The organism is Streptomyces sp. NPDC034103, assembly GCF_055575395.1.
The window spans coordinates 362,900-386,357 of sequence record NZ_JBVISS010000006.1 but is presented as its reverse complement, the minus strand read 5'-3'; the positions used below and the strand labels follow the sequence as shown (position 1 = coordinate 386,357).

16 protein-coding genes are annotated in these 23,458 nt (G+C 73.2%); 15 read left to right on the top strand and 1 reads right to left on the bottom strand.

Features of this window, described 5'->3' with window-relative positions; genetic code table 11:
* The first annotated feature begins 117 nt into the window (after nucleotides 1-117).
* The 13 genes from ACZ56U_RS15820 (at nucleotide 118) to ACZ56U_RS15760 (ending at nucleotide 18,543) form a co-directional block, all read left to right on the top strand.
* Nucleotides 118-1,311, top strand: a complete 1,194-nt coding sequence (locus ACZ56U_RS15820) for an ROK family transcriptional regulator (protein ID WP_469084580.1) — start codon at nucleotides 118-120, stop codon at nucleotides 1,309-1,311.
* A gap of 51 nt (nucleotides 1,312-1,362) precedes the next feature.
* Entirely contained in the window at nucleotides 1,363-2,697 is a 1,335-nt protein-coding gene (locus ACZ56U_RS15815) for an ABC transporter substrate-binding protein (RefSeq protein ID WP_469084579.1), read from the top strand.
* Nucleotides 2,698-2,699: 2 nt separating this feature from the next.
* Nucleotides 2,700-3,641 (top strand): carbohydrate ABC transporter permease, encoded by a 942-nt coding sequence (locus tag ACZ56U_RS15810; protein ID WP_469084578.1) that lies wholly within the window; start codon nucleotides 2,700-2,702, stop codon nucleotides 3,639-3,641.
* A gap of 3 nt (nucleotides 3,642-3,644) precedes the next feature.
* Nucleotides 3,645-4,541 (top strand): carbohydrate ABC transporter permease, encoded by an 897-nt coding sequence (locus tag ACZ56U_RS15805; RefSeq protein ID WP_469084577.1) that lies wholly within the window; start codon nucleotides 3,645-3,647, stop codon nucleotides 4,539-4,541.
* Between the two features lie 5 nt (nucleotides 4,542-4,546).
* A complete protein-coding gene (locus tag ACZ56U_RS15800; RefSeq protein ID WP_469084576.1) occupies nucleotides 4,547-5,812 on the top strand; it encodes a 6-phospho-beta-glucosidase in 1,266 nt (421 codons plus the stop codon).
* Nucleotides 5,809-6,774 carry an N-acetylglucosamine kinase gene (locus tag ACZ56U_RS15795; RefSeq protein WP_469084575.1) on the top strand — a complete coding sequence of 322 codons (966 nt, stop codon included), beginning with the start codon at nucleotides 5,809-5,811 and terminating at the stop codon, nucleotides 6,772-6,774. The genes ACZ56U_RS15800 and ACZ56U_RS15795 overlap by 4 nt, the downstream gene beginning before the upstream one ends.
* Before the next feature lie 678 nt (nucleotides 6,775-7,452).
* Nucleotides 7,453-8,898 carry a hypothetical protein gene (locus ACZ56U_RS15790; protein WP_469084574.1) on the top strand — a complete coding sequence of 482 codons (1,446 nt, stop codon included), beginning with the start codon at nucleotides 7,453-7,455 and terminating at the stop codon, nucleotides 8,896-8,898.
* Nucleotides 8,899-8,912: 14 nt separating this feature from the next.
* Nucleotides 8,913-9,992: a glutamate ABC transporter substrate-binding protein gene (locus ACZ56U_RS15785; RefSeq protein ID WP_469084573.1), complete on the top strand. Its 1,080-nt coding sequence runs from the start codon at nucleotides 8,913-8,915 to the stop codon at nucleotides 9,990-9,992.
* Between the two features lie 74 nt (nucleotides 9,993-10,066).
* Nucleotides 10,067-11,401, top strand: a complete 1,335-nt coding sequence (locus ACZ56U_RS15780; RefSeq protein ID WP_469084572.1) for a coiled-coil domain-containing protein — start codon at nucleotides 10,067-10,069, stop codon at nucleotides 11,399-11,401.
* Complete coding sequence (locus tag ACZ56U_RS15775; protein ID WP_469084571.1) at nucleotides 11,398-13,998, top strand: serine/threonine-protein kinase; 2,601 nt, start codon at nucleotides 11,398-11,400, stop codon at nucleotides 13,996-13,998. Before ACZ56U_RS15780 ends, ACZ56U_RS15775 begins: the two co-directional genes overlap by 4 nt.
* Nucleotides 13,999-15,351, top strand: coding sequence for a PP2C family serine/threonine-protein phosphatase (locus ACZ56U_RS15770; RefSeq protein ID WP_469084570.1), 1,353 nt, complete (start codon nucleotides 13,999-14,001; stop codon nucleotides 15,349-15,351).
* 100 nt (nucleotides 15,352-15,451) lie between these two features.
* A complete protein-coding gene (locus ACZ56U_RS15765) occupies nucleotides 15,452-16,798 on the top strand; it encodes a VWA domain-containing protein (protein WP_469084569.1) in 1,347 nt (448 codons plus the stop codon).
* A gap of 59 nt (nucleotides 16,799-16,857) precedes the next feature.
* Complete coding sequence (locus ACZ56U_RS15760; RefSeq protein ID WP_469084568.1) at nucleotides 16,858-18,543, top strand: FHA domain-containing protein; 1,686 nt, start codon at nucleotides 16,858-16,860, stop codon at nucleotides 18,541-18,543.
* A 24-nt stretch (nucleotides 18,544-18,567) separates the two neighbouring features.
* On the opposite strand, the gene ACZ56U_RS15755 is transcribed toward ACZ56U_RS15760, so the two are convergent.
* Complete coding sequence (locus ACZ56U_RS15755) at nucleotides 18,568-19,554, bottom strand: methyltransferase domain-containing protein (RefSeq protein ID WP_469084567.1); 987 nt, start codon at nucleotides 19,552-19,554, stop codon at nucleotides 18,568-18,570.
* Nucleotides 19,555-19,678: 124 nt separating this feature from the next.
* Here ACZ56U_RS15755 and ACZ56U_RS15750 point away from each other — a divergent pair, with 124 nt between their 5' ends.
* Together ACZ56U_RS15750 and ACZ56U_RS15745 are read left to right on the top strand one after the other, a co-directional pair.
* A complete protein-coding gene (locus ACZ56U_RS15750) occupies nucleotides 19,679-20,083 on the top strand; it encodes a globin (protein ID WP_391241183.1) in 405 nt (134 codons plus the stop codon).
* A 146-nt stretch (nucleotides 20,084-20,229) separates the two neighbouring features.
* On the top strand, nucleotides 20,230-23,457 hold the full coding sequence (locus ACZ56U_RS15745) for an FtsX-like permease family protein (protein ID WP_469084566.1): 3,228 nt from the start codon (nucleotides 20,230-20,232) through the stop codon (nucleotides 23,455-23,457).
* The last annotated feature ends 1 nt before the right edge of the window (nucleotide 23,458 follow it).

Sequence of the window (23,458 nt, the reverse complement as noted above, 5' to 3'; positions counted from 1 at the left end):
CGCTCCCCTTGACTCCCTCCCGGCCCAGACCTATGGTCCCTGCATCCGACAGGAAACCTTCCTAACAATCAATGTCCGTACAGTCACCCCTGAACGGTCCCGGGGAGAGGGGTACACATGGCAGGCACCCCGCGCACGCTGCGCGCCATGAACGACCGCGCCGCCCTGGACCTCCTCCTGGAGCACGGCCCGCTGTCCCGCACCCGGATCGGCAAACTCACCGGCCTGTCCAAACCGACCGCCTCCCAACTGCTGGCCCGCCTGGAAGCGGCCGGTCTCGTCCTCGCCTCCGGCACCACCGAGGGCCGACCGGGCCCCAACGCCCAGCTCTACGAGGTCAACCCCGCCGCCGGGTACGCCGCCGGACTCGACGTCACCCCCGAACGCGTCCTCGCCGCCGTCGCCGACATCACCGGCCGCACGATCGGCACCCACGAACTGCCCACCCCCGGCAGAAGGACCGGCACCCGCGTCGTCCAGCAGGTCACCGACGCCCTCGACGGCGCCGTGAAGGCGGCGGGGCTGGCCCGCGCCGACGTCCACCGCCTGGTCATCGGCACCCCGGGCGCCTTCGACCCCAACACCGGCCGACTGCGCTACGCCTCCCACCTCCCGGGCTGGCACACCCCGACCCTGCTCGACGAACTCGCCGCCGCGCTGCCGATGCCGGTCGAGTACGAGAACGACGTCAACCTCGTCGCCGTGGCCGAGCAGCGCCTGGGCGCGGCCCGCGGGCACGAGGACTTCGTCCTGCTGTGGAACGAGGGCGGTCTCGGCGCCGCCCTGGTCCTCGGCGGCCGGCTGCACCGCGGCTGGACCGGCGGCGCCGGTGAGGTCGGCTTCCTGCCGGTGCCGGGCGCCCCCCTGGTCCGGCAGGTCAGCAGGACCGGCAGCGGCGGCTACCAGGAACTCGCCGGCTCCCAGGCCATCCCCGAACTCGCCCGCGAACTCGGCGTCGAGCCCCTGCCCACCGGCCCCTGCACCGAGGTCGCGGCCACCCTCGTCCAGCGGGCGGCGGAGTCCGAGGACCCCGCCCTGCGACGCCTGCTGGAGACCTACGCGACCCGCCTCGCCACCGGTCTCGCCTCCCTCGTGTCCGTCCTGGACCCCGAACTCGTCGTCCTCAGCGGCGCCTCGCTCGCCTCCGGCGGTGAAGCCCTGCGTGCCCTCGTCCAGTCCGAGCTGGAGGAACTGGCCGCGGCCCGCCCCCGCCTGGTCATGGGCGCCGTCCCCGAACACCCCGTGCTGCGCGGCGCGTTGGAGAGCGCGCTGGCGGCCACCCGCGACGAGGTCTTCGACACCTCGCGCTAAGCCCTCCCCTCCCCCTCTCACACCCACGTCCCGCCCCAGGGAGATCTCGCCATGCCTCAGCGCGCCCGAACAGCGGCTTTTGCCCTGATCGCCTCGACGGCCCTGCTCGCCCTCTCCGCCTGTACCGGCCAGTCCGGTGCGAGCGCCGACGACGACGCCTCCGCCGAGACCACGCTCACCTTCTGGCACGCCTGGAGCGCGCCCGCCGAGGTGAAGGCGGTCACGTCCCTGGTCGCCGGTTTCGAGAAGGCGCACCCCAACATCCACGTCAACGTGGTGGGCAACATGACGGACGACAAGATCAACCAGGCGCTGCGGGCCGGCGGCTCCAAGTCACCGGACGTGATCTCCTCGTTCACCACCAACGCCGTGGGCAAGTTCTGCTCCTCCGGCGCGCTGGTCGACCTCAACCCGTTCTTCGAGAAGTCGGGCATCGACCCGGTCAAGACCTTCCCGGCCGCGATGAACGAGTACACCCAGTTCGAGGGCAACCGCTGCACGGCGCCGCTGCTGGGGGACGCGTACGGCCTCTACTACAACAAGGCCGCGTTCAAGAAGGCCGGCATCACGAGCCCGCCCCGGACCTGGTCCGAGTTCCGGTCGGTCGCCGAGAAGTTGACGATCCCCCAGGGCGACACCTACCAGCAGCTGGGCTTCATGCCGAACTACCACGGCTGGGAGACCACCACCGAGCACTACATGGGCCAGTTCACCCCCACCTACTTCGACGCGGACGGCAAGTCGACGATCGGCACGGACCCGGCCGTGGCCGCCTCCTTCACCCTCCAGAAGAAGCTGGTCGACGACCTCGGCGGCTACCGGAAACTGGAGAAGTACCGCTCCAAGCTGGGCGACGAGTGGGGCCCCAAGCACCCCTTCCACACCGGCCAGGTGGCCATGCAGCTCGACGGCGAATGGCGCCTGGGCATGGCCCTGGAGGCCGATCCGGACTTCGAGATCGGCGTCGCCCCGCTGCCCGTCCCGGACGACCAGGCGGACCAGTACGGCAAGGGCTACATCACCGGCACCATCACCGGCATCGCCGCCACCAGCAAGAAACGGAACGCGGCCTGGGAACTGGTCAGGTACATCACCACCGACACCGAGGCGGTGGTGAACTTCTCCAACGCCATCCACAACGTCCCCTCCACGCTCGCCGCCCTCAAGTCCCCTGACCTCACGTACGACCCACGCTTCAAGACCTTCCTGGACATCGCGGCGAACCCGGACTCCACGACAACGCCCGCCTCCCCCAACGGCGGTGTCTACCTGACGACCATCCAGCAGTTCGGCTACGACTACGAGAGCGGCAGGGCCAAGGACCTCAAGGCTGGTCTCGCCGCCACGGCGAAGCAGATCGACACGGACATCGCGCAGGCGAAGTAGCGATGAGCACCGTCACCCTGGCCTCGAAGCGCCGCAGGTCGGCCCTGAGGACCCTGGCCTTCATGTCCCCCTGCCTGATCGGCTTCGCGGTGTTCTTCGCGTACCCGATGATCTCCACGGTCTACTTCTCCTTCATGCACTACGACGGCTTCAGGCCGCCGACGTGGAGCGGCACGAAGAACTGGACCTACGTCCTCGAGAGCTACCCCTACTTCTGGCCGGCCCTGCGCAACACGCTCTGGCTGGTGCTCGTGATGGTCACCCTGCGGGTCCTGTTCGGCCTCGGCGTCGGTGTGCTCATCACCAGGATCAGGACGGCCACGGGTGTCTTCCGCACCCTCTTCTACCTGCCCTTCCTGGCCCCGCCGGTGGCGGCCACCATGGCCTTCGCCTTCCTCCTCAACCCCGGTACGGGTCCGGTCAACTCCCTCCTGGAGAGCGTCGGCATCCCGGCCCCGGGCTGGTTCAACGACCCCACCTGGTCCAAGCCCGCCCTGACCCTGCTCGCGCTCTGGGGCGTCGGCGACCTGATGGTCATCTTCATGGCCGCGCTGCTCGACGTCCCCCGGGAGCAGTACGAGGCCGCCGAGTTGGACGGTGCCTCGGCCTGGCAGCGCTTCCGCCACATCACGCTGCCGAACATCTCCCCGATCATCATGTTCGCGGTCGTCACGGGCGTGATCCAGACCATGCAGTACTACACACAGCCCCTGGTCGCCGGGAAGGTCGCCTCGGGCGTGATCCAGGGCGCGGGCACCATGTTCGAGCCCGGCTACCCGGAGAAGTCCACGCTCACCCTCCCCCAACTCGTCTACAACCTGGGCTTCCAGCGCTTCGACTACGGCTCGGCCTGTGTCGTGGCCCTGGTCCTCTTCGCCCTCTCCATGGCCTGCACCGCGCTCCTGATGCGACGCCGAGGCGGCCTGATCCAGGCAGGTGACTGACGGATGACCCAAACGCTGTCCAGGCCGCGGGAGTTGAAGGAGCAGAAGACCTCCCCGGTCGAACGCACGGCCCGCCGCAGGAGCGTCCTCGAATGGATAGCGGTCCACTCCCTCGGCATCGCGGCCGCCCTGTTCTTCACGCTCCCCTTCGTCTTCGTCCTGCTGACCTCGCTCATGAGCGAGTCCCAGGCCCTCAGCCGCGACCTGGTCCCACACCCCTGGGAGTGGTCCAACTACCAGAAGGTCCTCGACACCCCGGGATTCCTCACCTGGTGGCGCAACACCCTCCTCTACGCGGTGCTCGGCACGGCCCTGGTGGTCGTCTCCTCGGTCCCGGTGGCGTACGCCCTGGCCAAGTTCCGCTTCCGGGGCCGCACCCTGTCCCTGATGCTGGTCATCTCGATGATGATGCTGCCCCCGCAGGTCGTGGTGATCCCCATGTACCTGTTCTGGGCGAAGCAGTTGGACCTCTCCGGAACGCTGTGGCCCCTGATCGTCCCGCTGGCGTTCGGCGACGCCTTCTCGATCTTCCTGCTCCGCCAGTTCCTGATGACGATCCCGAACGAGTACCTGGACGCCGCGAAGGTGGACGGCTGCGGGGACCTGCGCACCCTGCTGAAGGTCGTCCTGCCGATGGCGAGGCCGGGCATCGCCGCGGTGGCCCTCTTCCAGTTCTTCAACGCCTGGAACGACTACTTCGGCCCGCAGATCTACGCCTCGGAGAACCCCGGCGCCTGGACCCTCTCCTACGGCCTGGAGTCCTTCAAGGGCGCCCACCACACCGACTGGAACCTGACCATGGCCGCGACCGTCCTGGTCATGGCCCCCGTGATCCTCGTGTTCTTCTTCGCGCAGAAGGCGTTCGTGGAGGGTGTCACGCTCACCGGAGTAAAGGGTTGAACGCGATGAAACTCACCGTGGTCGGCGGAGGCTCGACCTACACCCCCGAACTCGTCGACGGCTTCGCCCGGCTGCGGGACACCCTCCCCCTGACCGAACTGGTCCTGACGGACCCGGCGACGGACCGCCTGGAGCTGATCGGAGCCCTGGCCCGCCGTATCTTCGCCAAGCAGGGCCACCCGGCCCGGATCGTGACGACCGCCGACCTCGACAGGGCCGTGGACGGCGCCGACGCGGTCCTGCTGCAACTGCGCGTAGGCGGTCAGGCGGCCCGCCGGCAGGACGAGACCTGGCCCCTGGAGTGCGGCTGCGTCGGCCAGGAGACCACTGGCGCGGGCGGCCTCGCGAAGGCCCTGCGCACGGTCCCGGTGGTCCTAGGCATAGCCGAACGCGTCCGCCGCGCCAACCCCGGCGCCTGGATCATCGACTTCACCAACCCGGTCGGCATCGTCACCCGCGCCCTGCTCCAGGAAGGCCACCGGGCGGTGGGCCTGTGCAACGTGGCCATCGGCTTCCAGCGGAAGTTCGCCGCCCTGCTCGACGTGGCCCCCACCGAGATCCACCTGGACCACGTGGGCCTGAACCACCTCACCTGGGAGACCGGCGTACGCCTCGGCGGCCCCGAGGGCGAGGACGTCCTGCCCGGCCTGCTGGCCCGGCACGGCGAGACGATCGCGACCGACCTGCACCTGCCCCGCACCCTGCTGGACCGCCTGGGCGTGGTCCCGTCGTACTACCTGCGCTACTTCTACGCGCACGACGAGGCCGTCCGGGAACTCCGGACGAAGCCCTCCCGCGCGGCCGAAGTGGCGGAGATGGAAGAACAGTTGCTGACGCTGTACGCCGACCCGGCCCTGGACGAGAAGCCCGAGCTCCTCTCCCGGCGCGGCGGCGCCTACTACTCGGAGGCCGCCGTGGACCTCACGGCGGCGCTGCTCACCGGCGCCGGAAGCCCGTACCAGGTGGTGAACACCCTGAACGACGGCACGCTCCCCTTCCTCCCCGACGACGCGGTGATCGAGGTCCAGGCGGCGGTGGACCGCAAGGGCGCGCCCCCCCTGCCGGTGCCCGCGGTGGACCCCCTCCACGCGGGCCTGATGGCGGCGGTGACGGCCTACGAGGACCTGGCCCTCCAGGCGGCCCTGCACGGCGGCCGCGAGCGCGTCTTCCGGGCCCTGCTCTCCCACCCCCTGGTCGGCCAGTACGCGTACGCGGAGCAACTCACCACCCGGCTCCTCGCCCACAACCGGGAGCACCTCGCGTGGGCATGACCGCACAGGTCCTCGCCATCGACGCGGGCAACAGCAAGACCGACGTGGCGCTCGTGGCCCCCGACGGCACGGTCCTGTCCACCGCGCGCGGAGGAGGCTTCCGCCCACCGGCGGTCGGCGTAGAGAAGGCCGTGGACACCCTCGCCGAAGCGGTGACGCAGGTCTTCGAGACAGCCGGCGTCACCGCCGCGACCCACGTCTCGGCCTGCCTGGCCAACGCGGACCTGCCCGTAGAGGAGGAGCGCCTGACAAGCGCCCTCGAAACCCGCGCCTGGGGCACGACGCTGGAGGTCCGCAACGACACCTTCGCCGTCCTCCGCGCCGGCGTCACCGAGCCCCGGGGCGTGGCGGTCGTCTGCGGCGCCGGCATCAACTGCGTGGGCATGCGCCCCGACGGCCGCACCGCCCGTTTCCCGGCCCTGGGCCGCATCTCCGGTGACTGGGGCGGAGGGTGGGGCCTGACCGAGGAGGCCCTGTGGCACGCGGCGAGGGCCGAGGACGGCCGCGGCGAACACACGGCCCTCGCCCGGACCCTGCCCGCCCACTTCGGCCTGCCGACCATGTACGCCCTCATCGAGGCCCTCCACCTGGACCACCTCCCCCAGGCCCGCCGCCACGAACTGACCCCGGTCCTCTTCACCACGGCAACGAGCGGCGACCCGATCGCCCGGGCCCTGGTGGACCGCCTGGCCGACGAGATAGTCACCCTGGCAACGGTGGCCCTGACCAGGCTGGACCTCCTGCACGAGGAAACCCCGGTCCTCCTGGGCGGCAGCATCCTGGCCGCCCGCCACCCCCAACTGGACACCGCCATAAAAGAAGGCCTGACCACCCGAGCCCCCAAGGCCGTACCCCAGGTGGTAACAGCAAGCCCGGTACTGGGCGCGGCCCTACTGGGCCTGGACCACACACAAGCCCCCCCGGACGCCCAGGCACGCCTACGAGCCCACTACGAGCCGTAGACCACCGAGGAACGACGGACCACACCCCACACCCGCACCGCCACCACGGCGGAAAGGAAAACGCCCCGGGGCTGGAAGCGCCCACCCCCACGCACCGCACTGGCGCCACGGCGGAAAGGGAAACGCACCGGAGCTGGATGGGCCCCACGAACCGCCACCGCCACCACGGCGGAAAGGGAAAACGCACCGGGGCTGGATGGGCCCCCACGGACCGGCCACCGGCGCCACGGCGGGAAGGGGACGTACCGGGGGGTGCCCGCCCGCAGTGTCGGGCGTCCGACCCACAGCACAACTCGGCCCCACAGCACCGCCCGACCGAGGACGGACACCCCCCGGTACGGCCCCGACCCCCCACACACCGCGGAGGCGCAACGCGCACCCCCACCCACAAGCCACAGGCCGCCGCAGGCACAGCCGCGCACCCCCACCCCCCGAACCTGGAACCGAACAGATTCCCCCCGCGTGTGAAGGGACAGGGAATGGTGCGGGCCACCCAGGCATGCCGCGGTCCGGCGCATCGCACCGCACCGCACCGCACTGCAATCCGATCAAGATCCAGTGAAGCCCGGTGCGGATGTCGCTCCCGGCAGCGATACTTGCGGCGACGGATGACCATGGGGGAGGTCAACAGTGACACACCCGCCGAAAAGCAGCGCGGCACCACCACCGGGCCCAGGCATGCCCACGCTGCCCACCGTCCCACCCCAGCAGCCCCCACCCACCGGCACCCCCACCCCGCCGCCGCCCACCACCCCCACGACCACCACCCCACCGACCGCCGAACCGCCGGAGGCCCGCCGCACCGCGTTCGCCGAGGGCATCGACCGCCTACGCGCCGCAGCCACCACCGAACCCGGCCGCCTGCGCATCATCGGCGCCTTCCTCGCCGCGCTCGTCGTAGCCTTCGGCGCCGTCACCGCCTGGCAGACGACGGACCGCGCCGCGGCCGCCGACGACGTCCTGCACAAGAGCCAGCCCCTCAGCAGCGCCGCCGCCGACATCTACCGCAGCCTCGCCGACGCCAACACCGCCGCCTCCAGCGGCTTCCTGGCGGGCGGTCAGGAGACGGCCGCCTCCCGCGACCGCTACGAACGGGACATCGACCGGGCCGCGGCCGGCTTGGTCAAGGCCGCCGCGAACTCCGACCCCGGCTCCCCGGCCGCCGCGACCGTCGCCGAGCTGAACCGCCTGCTGCCGGCGTACAAGGGCTACGTGGAGCGCGCGCGGTCCAACAACCGCCAGGGCTTCCCCGTCGGCGGCGCCTGGCTGCGCTTCGCCAACGACACGATGCACAACGACATGCTCCCGGCGGCCGAGGACCTCTACAAGAAGGAGAACCAGCGCCTGCGCGCCGACTACGCCGACGCCACGCCCTACCCTTGGGCCGCGATCGGCCTCGGCGTCGTCGCGCTGGCCGCGCTCGCCTGGGCCCAGCACCGCAACTACCGGCGGACGAACCGGGTCATGAACCACGGTCTGGTGGCCGCGACGGCGACCGCCACGGTCGTCCTGTTGTGGCTGATCGTCGGTCACAGCGTGGCGCGCGCGGGCCTGAACGACTCCTACGACCACGGCGTCCGCTCGCTGAACGTGCTGCACGACGCCCGCATCGCGTCCCTGAAGGCGCGCGGCAACGAGAACCTGACCCTGGTGGCCCGCGGCGCGGAGACCAGGACGGTCAAGAACGCCCAGGGCGAAGAGGTCACCGTGGACGCCTACGACCACGATTTCCAGACCGACATGAACACCCTCGGCAAGGGCCTGGCCGAGGCGGCGAAGCTCGCCGACGACAGTTCCGGCAAGCAGCCGGTCACGGCCGCGCAGGGCAACATGACGGTGTGGAAGGAGCGGCACGCGGCGGCCCGTGAGCAGGACGAGTTCGGCAATTACCAGGAGGCGCTGGACCGGGTCATCGGCGCCAAGGGCGCGACGGGCGAGTGCTTCGACAGCGTCGACGACAACCTCGCCAAGGCGCTCGACCACGAGGAGGCCGAGTTCGCGCGGGCGGCCGGTGACGGCCTGGACGCGATGACGGGTCTCCCGGTGGGCGCCGCGGTGCTCGCCGTGCTGGGTGCGGCCGGCGCGGTGCTGGGCATCGGCCGCAGGCTGTCGGAGTACCGGTGAGAGGGGGCAAGCCCATGCGGACACCACACGCACGAGGTAGGCGAGCCGGCCTGAAGGGCTGGGGCGGTGTGGCGGCGATGGCGGTCGTCTGCGCCCTCACCGCCGTTTTCGCCCTGCTGCTGCCGCTGACCCGGCCGTCCGGCGACGGTGCGGGCACCGGCGGCCAGGGCGTGGCCCACGGCAGCCAGGCCAAGGCCGAGGACGACCCCTGCCAGGACCCGCGGATCGAGAAGGCGCCGGAGAAGCAGACGCTGTCCCCGTCGGGCGCGGACGGCGGCACCATCGAGAAGATCAAGGCCCGTCAGGGCGAGAAGCGCAAGCTGATCGTGGGCGTCGACCAGAACAGCTACCGCTGGGGTTACCGCGACCCCAACAACGACGAGGCCGGCAACACCCTGGAGGGCTTCGACATCGACCTGGCGCACCGGATCGCCAAGGAGATCCTCGGCGACCCGGACGCCGTGCAGTTCAAGGCGATCCCCACCAACCAGCGCATCCCGGCGATCCAGTCGGGCCGGGTCGACATGGTGGTCCGCACGATGACCATCAACTGCTCCCGCATGGCCGACGTGGCGTTCTCCGCCCCGTACTTCAAGACGGGTCAGCAGGTGCTCGCCCCCAAGTCCGCGCCGATCACCGGCCCCGACGACACGCTCGCCGACAAGAAGGTCTGCACGGCGGCCGGTTCGACGGCCAACACCGAGCTGACCGAGCGCCAGAAGGCCAGGACGCTCCCCCGTTCCACCGACATCACCTCCACCGTCGTCCCCAACCAACTCGACTGCCTGGTGCGGCTCCAGCTCGGTGAGGTCGACGCCGTGGTCACCGACGGGGCGCTCGCCGCCAGCCAGGCCGCGCAGGACCCGACGGTCGAGCTCAAGGGCGACGCCCCCTTCACCACCGAGTACTACGGCGTGGCGATGAAACTCGACGCCGACGACCTGGTGCGCCGGGTCAACCAGATCCTGGTGGACTACCGCAAGGACACCGCGGGCGGCTGGCAGGCGTCGTACGACACGTGGCTGTCGGCGACACTGGGGACGGACTCGGCGAAGTCCGAACCGCCCGCTCCGGAGTACCTGCGCAAGAGCTGACGCGAAGCACCACCCACCAGGCGGAACCGCAACACGAATCCCCCACCCGACAACCCAGCAGCGAGAGGTGATCGATGGGCGTCACGGACCCCCCCGGGCCGGTGATGGACCGGGACGAGGTGGACCGTGCGCTGGCGCGGCTCGGCGCGGAGCACGAGGCGATCGAGACCTCGCTCCTGGCGCTCCAGGACCACGCGGGCCGCAGGCTGCTCGAGGGCGCCGCGCTCACGGGTGTCACCAAGGACCGCTGGGCGTCCGCGGAGGCGACGATCACGCTGCTGTGGGCGTACTTCGACGCGTACTCGGACGCGTTGCGCGGTGCCCGGGAGATCAGGTCCCGGCGCCGCTGGTCCAGCCAGGGCGATCTGGCGGAGCTGACGGAGCTGCTGCGCGGCGCGTCGGTCACGGTGGCCGGCAGCGCCACGGCGACGGCCAACGCGCCGACGCTGCACGGCGGTTCGGGCAAGCTCAGCGAGCAGTTCAGCCTGGCCGAGCTGGTCGACCGGATGAACGAGCTGTACGCGACGAGCCTGGACATGGTGGTCGCCGCCGACGCGGTGTGGTCGGCCCTGCCCGCGCGGATAGACCTCCTGGCAGCGGAGCTCCAGCGCACCCGCAAGCTCGCGCACTCCGTGGGCGTACGGCCGGGCGAGCACCCGGCCGGTGACGACCTGGAGCGGATCACCCGCACCCTGTCGCGGCTGCGCGAGGAGGTGGTGTCGGACCCGTTGGCGTTTTGGATCCCGGCGCAGGGGAGTTCGGCGCCGGGCGGCGGCCGGCCCGACACCACGGTCTACGACCGTGAGGCGCGTGCCCTGGAGGACGTGCGCCGGGAGATCGACGCGGTGCTGACGGTCCGGCAGGACGCCGAGCAGCGTCTGGTGCGGCTCCGTGACGTGCTCTCCCGCGCGGACCGCACGCTCGCCGAGGCCCGCATCGCGCGCGGCGAGGTGCTGGCGAAGATCGCCTCCACGGAGGTGCCGGTGGTCAGTGGCCCGCCGACCGCGCTCCAGGAGCAGTTGGCGACGGCCGCCGAGTACCGCAGACAGGGCCAGTGGCACCGCCTGTCCCCGCTCCTGGAGTCCCTGGAGCGGAAGGCGGAGGACGAACTGCTGCGGGCCCGCGAGTCGTTGGGCGCGGTCACCCAGCCGCTGGCGGTCCGCGCGGAGCTGCGCGGCCGCCTCGACGCGTACAAGGCGAAGGTGGCCCGGCACGGCCTGGCCGAGGACCCGTTCCTCATCGAGCGGTACGACGCGGCGCGCCGCATGCTGTGGAGCGCGCCCTGTGATCTGCGCGTCGCCGAACAGGCCGTCCTGCGCTATCAGCGGGCGGTCGCCGAACTGCTCGGCGCCCCGCGGGTGCCGGGGCAGGACGGGCCCGAGGACCGTAGGGGGGAGGCCCCGTCATGAGTGAGGCACAGCAGACCTGTCAGCGGCCCGGCTGCGGCGGTGCGTACGAGGACATGGGCGGCGGCGAGCTGTACTGCGACACCTGCGGTCTGGCGCCGGTGGTGTCGGCGAAGGGCATGGTGGGGTCCCCGCCGACCGGGATCACCGCCGGCGGCAGGGGCACGGGCGGCTCCGGCAGCGCGAGCTCCCGTTCCAGCGCCCGCGCCAGCTCCCGTACGTCGTCGCAGTCGTCGAAGTCCCGCCGCTCGGTGTCGGGGCGGCTCTCCCGCCCGCTGTCGGGCCGGACGACCGGCCGTTCGGTGTCGGTGCGCAGCTCCGGCTCCTCGACCAACACCAGTGCCCGCAGCCGGCTCGGCGTGGGTCTGGTGCAGGTCCCGGGCGTGCCGCGCCCCGATCCGCGCGCGATGGTCCTGGAGAACCCGGAGGTCCCCGAGCGCAAGCGGTTCTGCTCCCGCTCGGACTGCGGGGCGCCGGTGGGCCGCGCCCGCGGCGACCGGCCGGGCCGCACGGAGGGTTTCTGCACCAAGTGCGGGAACCCGTACTCCTTCGTTCCCAAGCTCGGGGCCGGCGACATCGTGCACGGCCAGTACGAGGTCGTGGGCTGTCTGGCGCACGGCGGCCTCGGCTGGGTCTATCTCGCGGTGGACCGCGCCGTGTCGGACCGCTGGGTGGTGCTCAAGGGCCTGCTCGACACCGGCGACCAGGACGCGATGGCCGCGGCGATCTCCGAGCGGCGGTTCCTGGCGGAGATCGAGCACTCCAACATCGTGCGGATCTACAACTTCGTCGAGCACCTGGACCAGCGCACCGGCTCGCTCGACGGCTACATCGTCATGGAGTACGTCGGCGGCAAGTCCCTCAAGGAGATCGCCAACGGCCGCCGCACGCCCACGGGCAAGCGGGACCCGCTGCCGGTGGAGCAGGCCTGCGCGTACGGCATCGAGGCCCTGGAGGCCCTCGGCCACCTGCACAGCCGCAACCTGCTGTACTGCGACTTCAAGGTCGACAACGCCATCCAGACCGAGGACCAGCTCAAGCTCATCGACATGGGCGCGGTGCGCAGGATGGACGACGACGAGTCGGCCATCTACGGCACGGTGGGCTACCAGGCGCCGGAGGTCGCGGAGGTCGGCCCGTCGGTGGCGTCCGACCTGTACACGGTCGCCCGCACCCTGGCGGTGCTGACGTTCGACTTCCAGGGCTACACCAACGTCTTCGTGGACTCCCTGCCCGACCCCGACCACATCGAGGTCTTCCGGCAGTACGAGTCCTTCTACCGGCTCCTGGTGCGGGCCACCGACCCGGACCCGGCCCGCCGGTTCGCCTCCGCGCAGGAGATGGCCGAGCAGCTGACCGGCGTCCTGCGCGAGGTGGTGTCGCTCCAGACGGGGCGCGCCCGCCCGGCCCTGTCGACGCTGTTCGGGCCCGAACTGCGGGTGACGGACACGGAGTTGTTCCCGAAGCTGACCGGGGAGGTGTCCCGCCTCGGGGCGCGGGTGGCGCAACCGCGGCGCAGGCCCCGGGCCATGGCCGGCGTTCCCTCGCGTGCTCTGCCCGCGGTCCCCAGCGTCGCCGCCGCCCCTGTTCCCGCCGGTCTGCCTCCGGTGGGTGCCGGGGTGCCGGGTGGCGCGGCCCTCCCGTCGCCCGGCGGTGCCGAGTCGCTCGTCAAGGTGGTCGCGACGCCCGCCGCGGCGCTGGCCCTGCCCGTGCCCCGGGTCGATCCCGCGGACCCCAACGCCGGGTTCCTCGCGGGGCTCATGGCCACCGCCGCCGCCGAGCTGCTCGGGGCGCTGGCGGCGGCTCCCGCACCCTCCGTCGAGACGCGGCTCCGGCAGATCCGGGCGTGGCTGGAGAACGGCGACGCGCACACCGCGCTGGAGGCGCTGCGGCGACTGGAGGAGGAGCGGCCCGACGACTGGCGGGTGGTCTGGTACCGCGGCGTCGCCTCCCTCGTCACCGGGGACCACGAGGCCGCCGCGCTCGCCTTCGACGCGATCTACGACGCCTTCCCCGGCGAGCCCGCGCCGAAGCTCGCCCTCGGCCTGTGCGCGGAGGTGCTCGGGCAGCTCGACAACGCCGCCGAGTACTACCGCCTCGTGTGGTCCACCGACCCCAGCTATGTGAGCGCCGCCTTCGGCCTGGCCCGCGTGCAGCTCGCGAGCGGGGACCGCCGGAGCGCCGTGGTGACGCTGGAGTCGGTCCCGGAGTCGTCGATCCACTACACCGCCGCCCGGGTGGCCGCCGTACGAGCGCGGCTGCGCGGGCGCACGACGGCCACCGGTGACATGGCGTTCCTCGGCGACCTGACCGCGGCCGCGGGACAGGTCGAGGCGCTGGAGACGTACGGCCTCGATCCGGCGCGCCGCGAGCAGTTGTCGACCGAGGTCCTCGGCTGCGCCCTGGACTGGGTACTCTCCGGTGGCCAGGGCACCGCACCCGCACACGGAGTGCTGCTCGGCAGCGCGCTGGACGAGCGGGGACTCCGCTTCGGCCTGGAGCGTTCGTACCGCACGCTGGCCCGGCTGGCCCGGGGCAGCGAGGAGAGGATCGACCTGGTGGAACGTGCCAACCGTTACCGCCCCCGGACGTGGGTGTAGTTGATGTCCCAGATGCCCCAGCCGACCGCCCTGTCGAAGTGCCCGAGCTGCGAGGAACCCCTCGAGTCGGGTGACCGTTTCTGCGGCGCGTGCGGATACGACCTGTCCGCCGTGCCCGCCCCGCCGGACGACGCCCCGACGGTCGTGATCGACGGCTCCGGCCCGGCCGAGGGGGCCGCCTGGCCGGCCGCCTCCGCGCCGGCGAGCTCCGACACCCCGCCGGCCACCCATCTGCCGACGGACCTCCAGGGCACCGACTCCGGCGGCGGGGAGCTGCCGGCCGCGCCCGCGGCGGCGGCCCACGAGCCGCCGCCCACCGGCAACCCGGTCTCCCCCGTCACCGGTGTGCGTTTCGACCACCCCTCGGAGCCCGAGGAGTACCCGCTCCAGGCGCCCGACCCGCGGGTCGCCCAGGAGACACCGACCCCGCCGGGGGGCGTCAAGGTGTGCGTGGCCTGCCGGGCCGGCCGGGTCGACCACGACGGCTACTGCGAGAACTGCGGACACGCCCAGCCTCGCGAACGCGACCACATGGAGCAGGAGTCGGGCCCGATCGCCGCCGTCAGCGACCGGGGCTTGCGCCACCACCGCAACGAGGACGCGTTCGCCATCGGCAACGCCGTCCTGCCCGACGGCCGCTCGGCCGCCGTGGCGATCGTCTGCGACGGCGTCTCCTCGGCGACCCGCCCCGACGACGCCTCGCTCGCCGCGTCCCGCGCGGCCGGCGCCTCGCTGCTGGCCGCCCTGCCGCGCGGCACGCACCCGCAGCAGGCCATGCACGAGGCGATCGTCGCCGCCTCCCGCGCGGTCAACTCGCTGGCCGCCGAACCGGCCACGGCCCGTGAGCACGCCCCCCACCAGAACGCCCCGGCCTGCACGATCGTCGGCGCCGTGGTCACCTCCGACCTGCTGGTCGTCGGCTGGGTCGGGGACAGCCGTGCCTACTGGGTCCCGGTGGACCGCGCCTCGCTGCCGGCCCGGCTCACCGAGGACGACTCGTGGGCCGCGCAGATGGTCGCGGCGGGGCTGATGAACGAGACGGAGGCGTACGCCGACGAGCGGGCCCACGCGATCACCGGCTGGCTCGGCGCGGACGCCTACGAACTGGAGCCGCACACCGCTTCCTTCAAGCCGGACCGTGCGGGTGTGGTGGTGGTGTGCACCGACGGACTGTGGAACTACGCGGAGGCCGCCCAGGAGATGGCCGAGGCCGTACCGCCGGACGCCGCCGAGCGGCCGCTGCACAGCGCGCAGGTGCTCGTCGGTCACGCCCTGGACGGCGGGGGCCACGACAACGTAACAGTGGCCGTCGTGCCGTTCCCCGCGCCGCCCCAGGGGGCAGGATCGGCCTGAGGCCGATTACGGGGATGCCTCAGCGGGCCGGAGGGGACCGGTCCGCACACAGTCGTCACCTCACGACAACCGTGGGGTCTGCGAGGGGGATTCAGCAGGCATGGCCAATTTCTCGAAGTCGAACGTGCCGCAGTTCGCGATGGACGTGTACCAGAACGAGTACCTGCCGGAAGGCGGCCGTGAGGTCAACGCCATCGTCACGGTGACCTCCACCGGGGGCGGCACGATCGGTAACGCGGTGACGGCACCGCACCTGTACGGACCGGGGCGGGGCCCGGACGCGGCCGTGGCGATCATGGTCGACTGCTCGGGCTCGATGGACTACCCGCCGACCAAGATGCGCAACGCCCGCGACGCCACGGCCGCCGCGATCGACACCCTGCGCGACGGGGTGCACTTCGCGGTGATCGGCGGTACGCACGTGGCCAAGGAGGTGTACCCGGGCGGGGGCCGGCTCGCGGTCGCCGACGCCACCACCCGCGACCAGGCCAAGCAGGCCCTGCGCAAGCTCAGCGCGGGCGGCGGCACCGCCATCGGCACCTGGCTGCGGCTCGCCGACCGGCTGCTGTCCTCGGCGGACGTCGCCATCCGGCACGGCATCCTGCTCACCGACGGACGCAACGAGCACGAGTCCGCCGAGGACCTCAAGGCCTCCCTGGACGCGTGTGCCGGACGCTTCACCTGTGACGCCCGGGGCGTGGGCACCGACTGGGTGGTGAGCGAAGTCACAGGGATCGCCTCCGCCCTGCTCGGCACGGCGGACATCGTCGCCGACCCGGCCGGGCTCGCCGCCGACTTCACGCGGATGATGGAGACGGCCATGGGCAAGGAGGTCGCGGACGTCTCCCTGCGGGTGTGGACGCCGGTCGGCACGACCATCAGGTTCGTCAAGCAGGTCGCCCCCACCGTCGTGGAGTTGACCGACCGCCGCACCGAGGCCGGCCCGCGCGCCGGGGACTACCCCACGGGCTCCTGGGGAGACGAGTCCCGTGACTACCACCTGTGCGTCGAGGTGCCCGTCGCGCACCTCGGCCAGGAGATGCTGGCCGCCCGGGTCTCCCTCGTGGTGCCCCAACCCGACGGCACCGCGCAGAACTTGGGCGCCCAGGGGCTGGTACGGGCGGTGTGGACCGACGACATGGTCGCCTCGACGTCGATCAACCCCCAGGTCGCCCACTACACCGGCCAGGCGGAACTGGCACAGGCCATCCAACAAGGGCTCGATCTGCGCAAAGCGGGCGATATGGATGGAGCAACGGCCAAACTGGGGCGGGCCGTTCAGCTCGCGAGCGCCTCGGGGAACGCCGATACTGCGAAACTGCTTGCGAAGGTGGTGGACGTGGTCGATGTCGCGACAGGTACTGTGCGGTTGAAGGCGAAGGTCGAGGAGGCTGACGAGATGACTCTCGAGACGCGGTCCACAAAGACCGTTCGTGTAAAGAAGTGACCTAGCTCTGCCCGAGTACGACCCTAGTTGGACGCAGAAGGAGAGGGGGACGCGCCGACATGCCGACCTGCCCGAACGGACACCAGTCGGGTTCCGACGACTGGTGCGAGGTCTGCGGTCACCGCATGGCTGGTGCCGTACCTCCGCCCCCTCCCCCGCCGCCCGCCGGCGGTTACGGCTTCCCGCCGCCCCCGCCGGGCGCCGGCCAGGGCGGCCGCCCGCACCTGTCGGCCGTGCCGGACCCCGAGCCGGAGCTCTGCCCGCAGTGCCGTACCCCCCGCGAGGGCGGCGCGCCGTTCTGCGAGGAGTGCCGGTGGAACTTCCTGACCAACACGGCCACCTCGTACACCCCGGCCGCCCCGCGCCCGCCGGCCCCCGGCCCGGGCGTCCGCTTCCAGGGCCCGCCGCCCGGCGCGTCCTACGGCGGCGGTGACTCCTACGAGTACCAGGGCTCCCGCCCCTCCCAGATGAACCGTCCCGCCGAGCCGATCCCGCCCTTCGGCGGCGACCCCGCGGGCCCGCCCCGACCCCCCGGCCAGAACGCCCCCGGCGGTCCCGGCGGCTTCGGTGGACCTGGCGGACCCGGTGGACCCGGTGGCCAAGGCAACACGAACGCGCCCGGCGGCTTCGGCGGCCCCAACGGGCCCGGCGGACCGGGTGGCCAGGGCAACCCGAACGCGCCCGGCGGCCCGGGTGGCCCCGGCGGCTTCGGCGGTCCTGGCGGCCCCGGTGCCACCAACGCCCCGGGCAACCCGAACAACCCCGGCGGACCCGGCGGCTTCGGCGGCCCTGGCGGCCCCGGTCGCCCGGGCGGCTACGACGGCCAGGGTGGACCCAACGGACCCGGCGGTCCCGGCAGGCCGGGCGGCTACGACGGCCCCGGCGGCCAGGGAGGACCTGGCGGCCAAGGGGGACCTAGCGGCCAGGGCGGCTTCGACGGCTCCGGCAACCCCGGCGGCCCGGGCGGCTTCGGCGGACCCGGCGGCCCCAACGCACCCGGCGCTCCCGGCGCCTTCGGTGGCGACCCCTCGCGACCGGTGCCCCCGCCTCCCGGCCCGACCCCGCCCGCCGGCCCCGGTGCGACCGGTGGCGCCCCCTCGGCCTACCGGCCGTCCGGTCCCGGGGGCCCGCCCGCGCCGCCGTTCCCGCAGGAGACGGGCCGCCCCGGCGGTCCCGGTGGCTTCGGCGGCGGTGACGACGACTGGGTGATCTCGCCGCCGTCCTCCACCGCGCCCGGCGGCCCCGGCGGCGGTCAGGGTGCCGGACCCGGCGGTGGCTACGGCTATCCGCAGCCCGGCGCCACCCAGGCCCCGCCCGGCTCGGGCTACCCGCAGCAGCCCACCACGTGGATCGCGACCATCGGTCCGGACCGCGAGTACTTCATGGCGATGATGCAGCGTTCCGGCCCCGAGGCCGCGGGACTCAACCTCCCCGCCTACTCGCCGGAGCAGCAGCGCACCCTCACCGGCAACCAGATCACCATCGGCCGCCGTCGGCACTCCACCGGCGACACCCCCGACATCGACCTGTCGGTGCCGCCGGAGGACCCGGGCGTCTCGCACCAGCACGCCGTCCTGGTCCAGCAGCCCGACGGCACCTGGGCGGTCGTCGACCAGAACTCGACGAACGGTACGACGGTCAACGGCTCCGAGGAGCCGATCCAGCCCTTCGTGCCGGTACCGCTCCAGGACGGTGACCGGGTGCATGTGGGTGCCTGGACCACGATCACGGTCCGCCGCGGCTGACCGCCGCCTCGACCGGCTCGACCCTCACCGGAGGGGCCACGCGTACGGCCCCTCCGGATCGTCCAGCCACGCCCACTCGCGCCCGCCGCTCACCGTGATGCCGTACCGCTCCCGGGGCGGCCGCCCCTCGCGCTCCCACAACTGGTGGGCCTCCCGCGGATCGAGGCTGCCGCGGCTCAGCGTCACCAGGAAGCGGAACAGCTCGTCCTCGCGGGCCGCGCGCGGCACTCCGCCGAGCGGCACGGGCTCCGGCTCCGGGCGCCCCTCTCCCCGTAGCGGCACGAAGTAGGCGGGTGTGTGCAGGAAGCGGCCCTCGGCATGGCCGGCGTCCCGGACGGTCAGCGCGATCAGGCCGGTGGCGAGCGGGGCCAGGACGCGGGCGCCGGGGGTGCACTGGGCGAGCCAGGCCTGGGGGACCGAGGCCAGGGTGCAGGTCGCGATGACCTTGTCGAAGGGGGCGCGTTCGGGGACCCCGCGCGCGCCGTCGCCGGTGACGACGAGCGGGTGGTGGCCGGCCGCGGCCAGGTGCTGCCGGGCCGCCTCGGTGATCTCCGGTTCCAGGTCGACGGTGGTGACGAGCCCGTCGTCGCCGAGCCGGTGCGCGAGCAGGGCCGCGTTGTACCCGGTGCCCGCGCCGATCTCCAGGACCCGGTCGCCGTCCTCCACCTCCAGGGCGGCCAGCATCATCGCCATGAGCGAGGGCTGGCTGCTGGAGGAGACCAGTTCCCCGTCGCGCATCCGGGTCGCCAGCGGGGCGTCGGCGTACGCCCCGCGCAGCCAGCGCTCCCGGGCGCGCGGGTCGGGACTCTCGCCCCACCGGCGCTCGTGGCCGCCCTCCCCGTCGCCGACGTAGTAGTACGGCACGAACAGGTGCCGCGGGACCGCCTCGAAGGACGCCCGCCACACCGGGTCGGCCGCCCAGGCCCCGCTCGCCTCGATCCGGTGCACCAGCGCGGCGCGCGCCTCGACGGCGAGGTCGTCCGGGTCCCGGCGGTGAGCGTGCGCACCCATAGGTCCACTGTCCTGCGCGGCCGTCCCCGAAGCGAGCACCACGGCCGCCCCATCCGGAATCCCCCCTTCCCGCAAAGGTCCTAAGCCCCGGGTCCTGGTCCCTGCCGTCTGAGACCATGGACGGGTGAAAGAGATCCGGCGCGGCACGCTGCAGACGCAGACCTTCTACGAGCAGGTCGGCGGGGAGGAGACCTTCCGCCGTCTCGTGCACCGCTTCTACCAGGGCGTGGCCGAGGACCCGCTGCTGAAGCCCATGTACCCCGAGGAGGACCTGGGCCCGGCCGAGGAGCGGCTGGCGCTGTTCCTCATGCAGTACTGGGGCGGCCCGACGACGTACAGCGAGAACCGCGGTCACCCCCGGCTGCGGATGCGGCACGCCCCGTTCCAGGTGGACCGGGCGGCGCACGACGCCTGGCTGAAGCACATGCGGGTGGCCGTGGACGAGCTCGGTCTGTCCGAGGAGCACGAGCACACGCTGTGGAACTACCTGACGTACGCGGCGGCCTCGATGGTGAACACCGCGAGCTGACCGGCTGAGTCCCGGATTCCGGTCGTAGGGCGCTGCATTCCGATCACGATCCGGTCAAGCCCGGCTCACAAACGCTTACCCACCCCCACTTCCCTCTGACAGCATCGCCGGGAGGTCTGGACAACACGGCGGGGGGCCGGGTCGGGGTGACGGGGTTCGGGGGATTCGCGCGGTTCGTCGTGCGGCGTGCGCGGGCGCACCGCCCGCTGCTGGCCGCCGCGCTGCTGGCGGTCCTGCTGACCACGGCGGTCCTGGCCACCCTCACCGCCTACTCGGGCGCGATCGGCGACGCGGCGCTGCGCCACTCCCTCGGGGACTCCCGCAACGCAGCCGACACCGCGCTGGTGGTCAAGGCCGACGTGCCGGCCGGGGAGCGCGAGGCCGCCGACACCGCCGTACGCGAAGGGGCGCGGAAGACCTTCGACGGGCTGCCGGTCACCGTGCGGACGCTCGCCCGGTCGGGCCCGTACGCGCTGCCCCGTTCGCTCCAGCCCGCCGCCGAGCGGTCCGGGGACCCGGATCTGACGCACTTCGCGGCCCTGGACCGCACCCAGGTACGGCTCACCGAGGGCCGTATGCCCGCCGCCGCCGGCGAGGTCGCCCTGCCGCGGAGTGCCGCCCGGCTGCTCAGGCTCGGGCCCGGCGCCCGGCTCACCCTCGTCGACCGCCTCGGCGGCCCGGACGTGCGGATCACGGTCGTCGGCCTGTACCGGCCCGCCCGCACCGACGCCCCGTACTGGCAGCTCCTGGACGACCTGCGCGGCCGCGGGGTCAACCAGCTCGACTTCACGACGTACGGCCCCCTGCTCGCCGCTCCCGAGGCGCTGACCGGCGGCCGGGTGAGCGCCGGGTCGTCGGGGTGGCTGGCGACGGCCGACTTCGCGACCCTGACGACCGGGCGGATCGGCGCGCTGCGCGAGGCGGCCCGCGACGGCGGCTCGGCGCTGCGCGGCGAGTCCGCGCTCAGCGGGACGACGGCCGCGAACACCCAACTGCCCGCCGCCCTCGACCGTGTCGAACGCTCGCTGCTCGTCTCCCGTTCCACCCTGCTGATCGTCGCGCTCCAGCTGGGGCTCCTGGCGGGCTGCGCGCTGCTGCTGGTGGCCCGGCTGCTCAGTTCCCAACGCACGGGCGAGACGCGGCTGCTCAGGGCCCGCGGCGCCTCCCGGCCCCGGGTCGCGGGTCTGGCCGCCGTCGAGGCGCTGCTGCTCGCCCTGCCCGCGGTGGTGTGCGCGCCGCTGCTGGCGGGGCCGCTGACCCGGCTGCTCGCCGGACAGGGCGCGCTGGCCCGGATCGGACTGCGTCTGGAGGTGCCGGCCGCCGGCCGGGCCGGGGTGTGGCTGGTGGCGGCGGGCGTGGCGCTGGGCTGTGCCCTGGCGGTGACGCTGCCCGCGCTGACCTCGTCCTTCGCCACCGGCCGGGCGCGGGCGCTGCCGGGCGCGCTGCGCTCGGGCGCGGACCTCGGGCTGCTGGTGGTCGCTGGGGTCGCGTACGGGCAGCTGAGCCGCCAGACCACCGGCGCCGTGACCGACGACAGCTCCGGTGCCCTCGGTGTGGACCCGCTGCTGGTCGCCGCCCCCGCCCTCGCGCTGCTCGCCGGTACGGTCCTCACCCTCCGGCTGCTGCCGCCGCTGGCCCGGCTCGCCGAGCGCCGGGCGGCCGCCGGGCGGGGGTTGGCCGCGGCCCTGGCGGGCTGGCAGATCGGCCGCCGCCCGGGCCGCGGCGCGGGTCCGGTGCTGCTGCTGGTCCTCGCCGTCGCGCTGGGCATGCTGGCGATCGCCCAGGGCGCCTCCTGGGACCGCTCGCAGGACGACCAGGCCGACTTCCGGGCCGGGGTGCCGGTGCGGGTGCTGGCCAACGGTCAGGACGGCCTCGGCCGCACCGACGAGTACGCGGCCGTCGAGCACGTGACGCAGGCCGCCCCCGCCGTCCGCACGGACCTGCCGCTGTCCGGCGACCGCACGGCGGCCGTGCTCGCCCTGGACACCGCGCACAGCTCCGACACCGTGCTGATGCGCCAGGACCTGGCCTCCGACCCGGTGGGGCCGCTGCTCGCCGGGCTCGGTCCGAAGGACGCGTCGGCGGGCGCGAGGATACCGGCGGGAACCTCCCGGCTACGGCTGACGGCGACCCTGAGCGGCGCCGCGGCGGACACGGCCGCCGATGCGACGGTGACGCTGGAGGACCGCCACGGCACCCCGTACCGGCTCCCGGCGGGCACCCTCACCGGGGACGGGCGCCCGCACGCCCTCGAACTGGCCGTCCCCTCCGGCCCGTTGACCCTCACGGACGTCCAGCTGGTCCAGCCCCTCCCGGTCGGCCGGTCACAGCAACAGCGCCTGACACTGGACAGGTTGGAGGCGGTACGGCCGGACAGGGCGGTGCGGAGGCTGGAGTTGCCCGCCGACTGGGCGGCCCGGTCGCTCGCCGACGGGATCGTCGAGACGCCGGACCGCAGCAACCTGCCCGGCAAGCCGCGCGTGAGCGGCTCGGGAGCGCCGACGGTCGCGTACGGCACCGGGTACCTGCCGCCCGACAACCCCTGGGTCATCGCCTCGCTGACGGTCCGCATGCGGGTCGCCCAGCCCGCCCCGGCCCAGGTCACGGCCGTGGCCACCGACCGCTACCTCGCCTCGGCGGGCGCCCGCACCGGACAGCGCGTGGACGTGCCGTTCGGTGGCCGGACGCTGCCGGTGCGGATCGTGGCCTCCGTCGAGGCGCTGCCGACGACCGTGACCGACGGCGGGGCCCTGCTGGTCGATCTACGGTCGGTGAACCGGGCGTTGGAGACGCGGTACGGCGAGAGCGTGACGCCGACGGAGTGGTGGCTGGCGACCGACCGGCCCACCGAGGTCGCGGCGGCGCTGCGGGCCCGCCCGGACCTCGACCCCGCGCAGGTCGTCGTACGGGACGAGATCGCCGAGGAGTTGCGGGACGACCCGTTCGGGGCGGGCCCGGAGGCGGCGTTCACGGCGGCGGCCGGGGTGGCGGCGGCGCTGGCCGCGCTCGGGTTCGCGGTGAGCGCGGCGGGGTCACTGCGGGAGCGGGACCCGGAGTTCGCGGTGCTGCGCGCGCTGGGCGCCCCGCGGCGCGGGCTCGCCCGCACGATCGCGGTCGAGCAGGGCGTCCTGGTGACGCTGGCCCTGCTGGTGGGGGCGGCGCTCGGCACCGCATTGGCCCGCGCGGTGATCCCGCTGGTCGTCCTGACCTCCGAGGCGACCCGTCCGGTGCCGGGCGTCCTGGTCGAACTCCCGCTGCCACGTGTGGTGTTGCTGCTGGCGGCAGTGGCGGTGACCCCACTGGTGGTGACGGGGGTACTGGCGTCACGGCGGGCGAATCCGGTGGCGGCGTTGCGGGAACAGGGGGGCGAGTGAG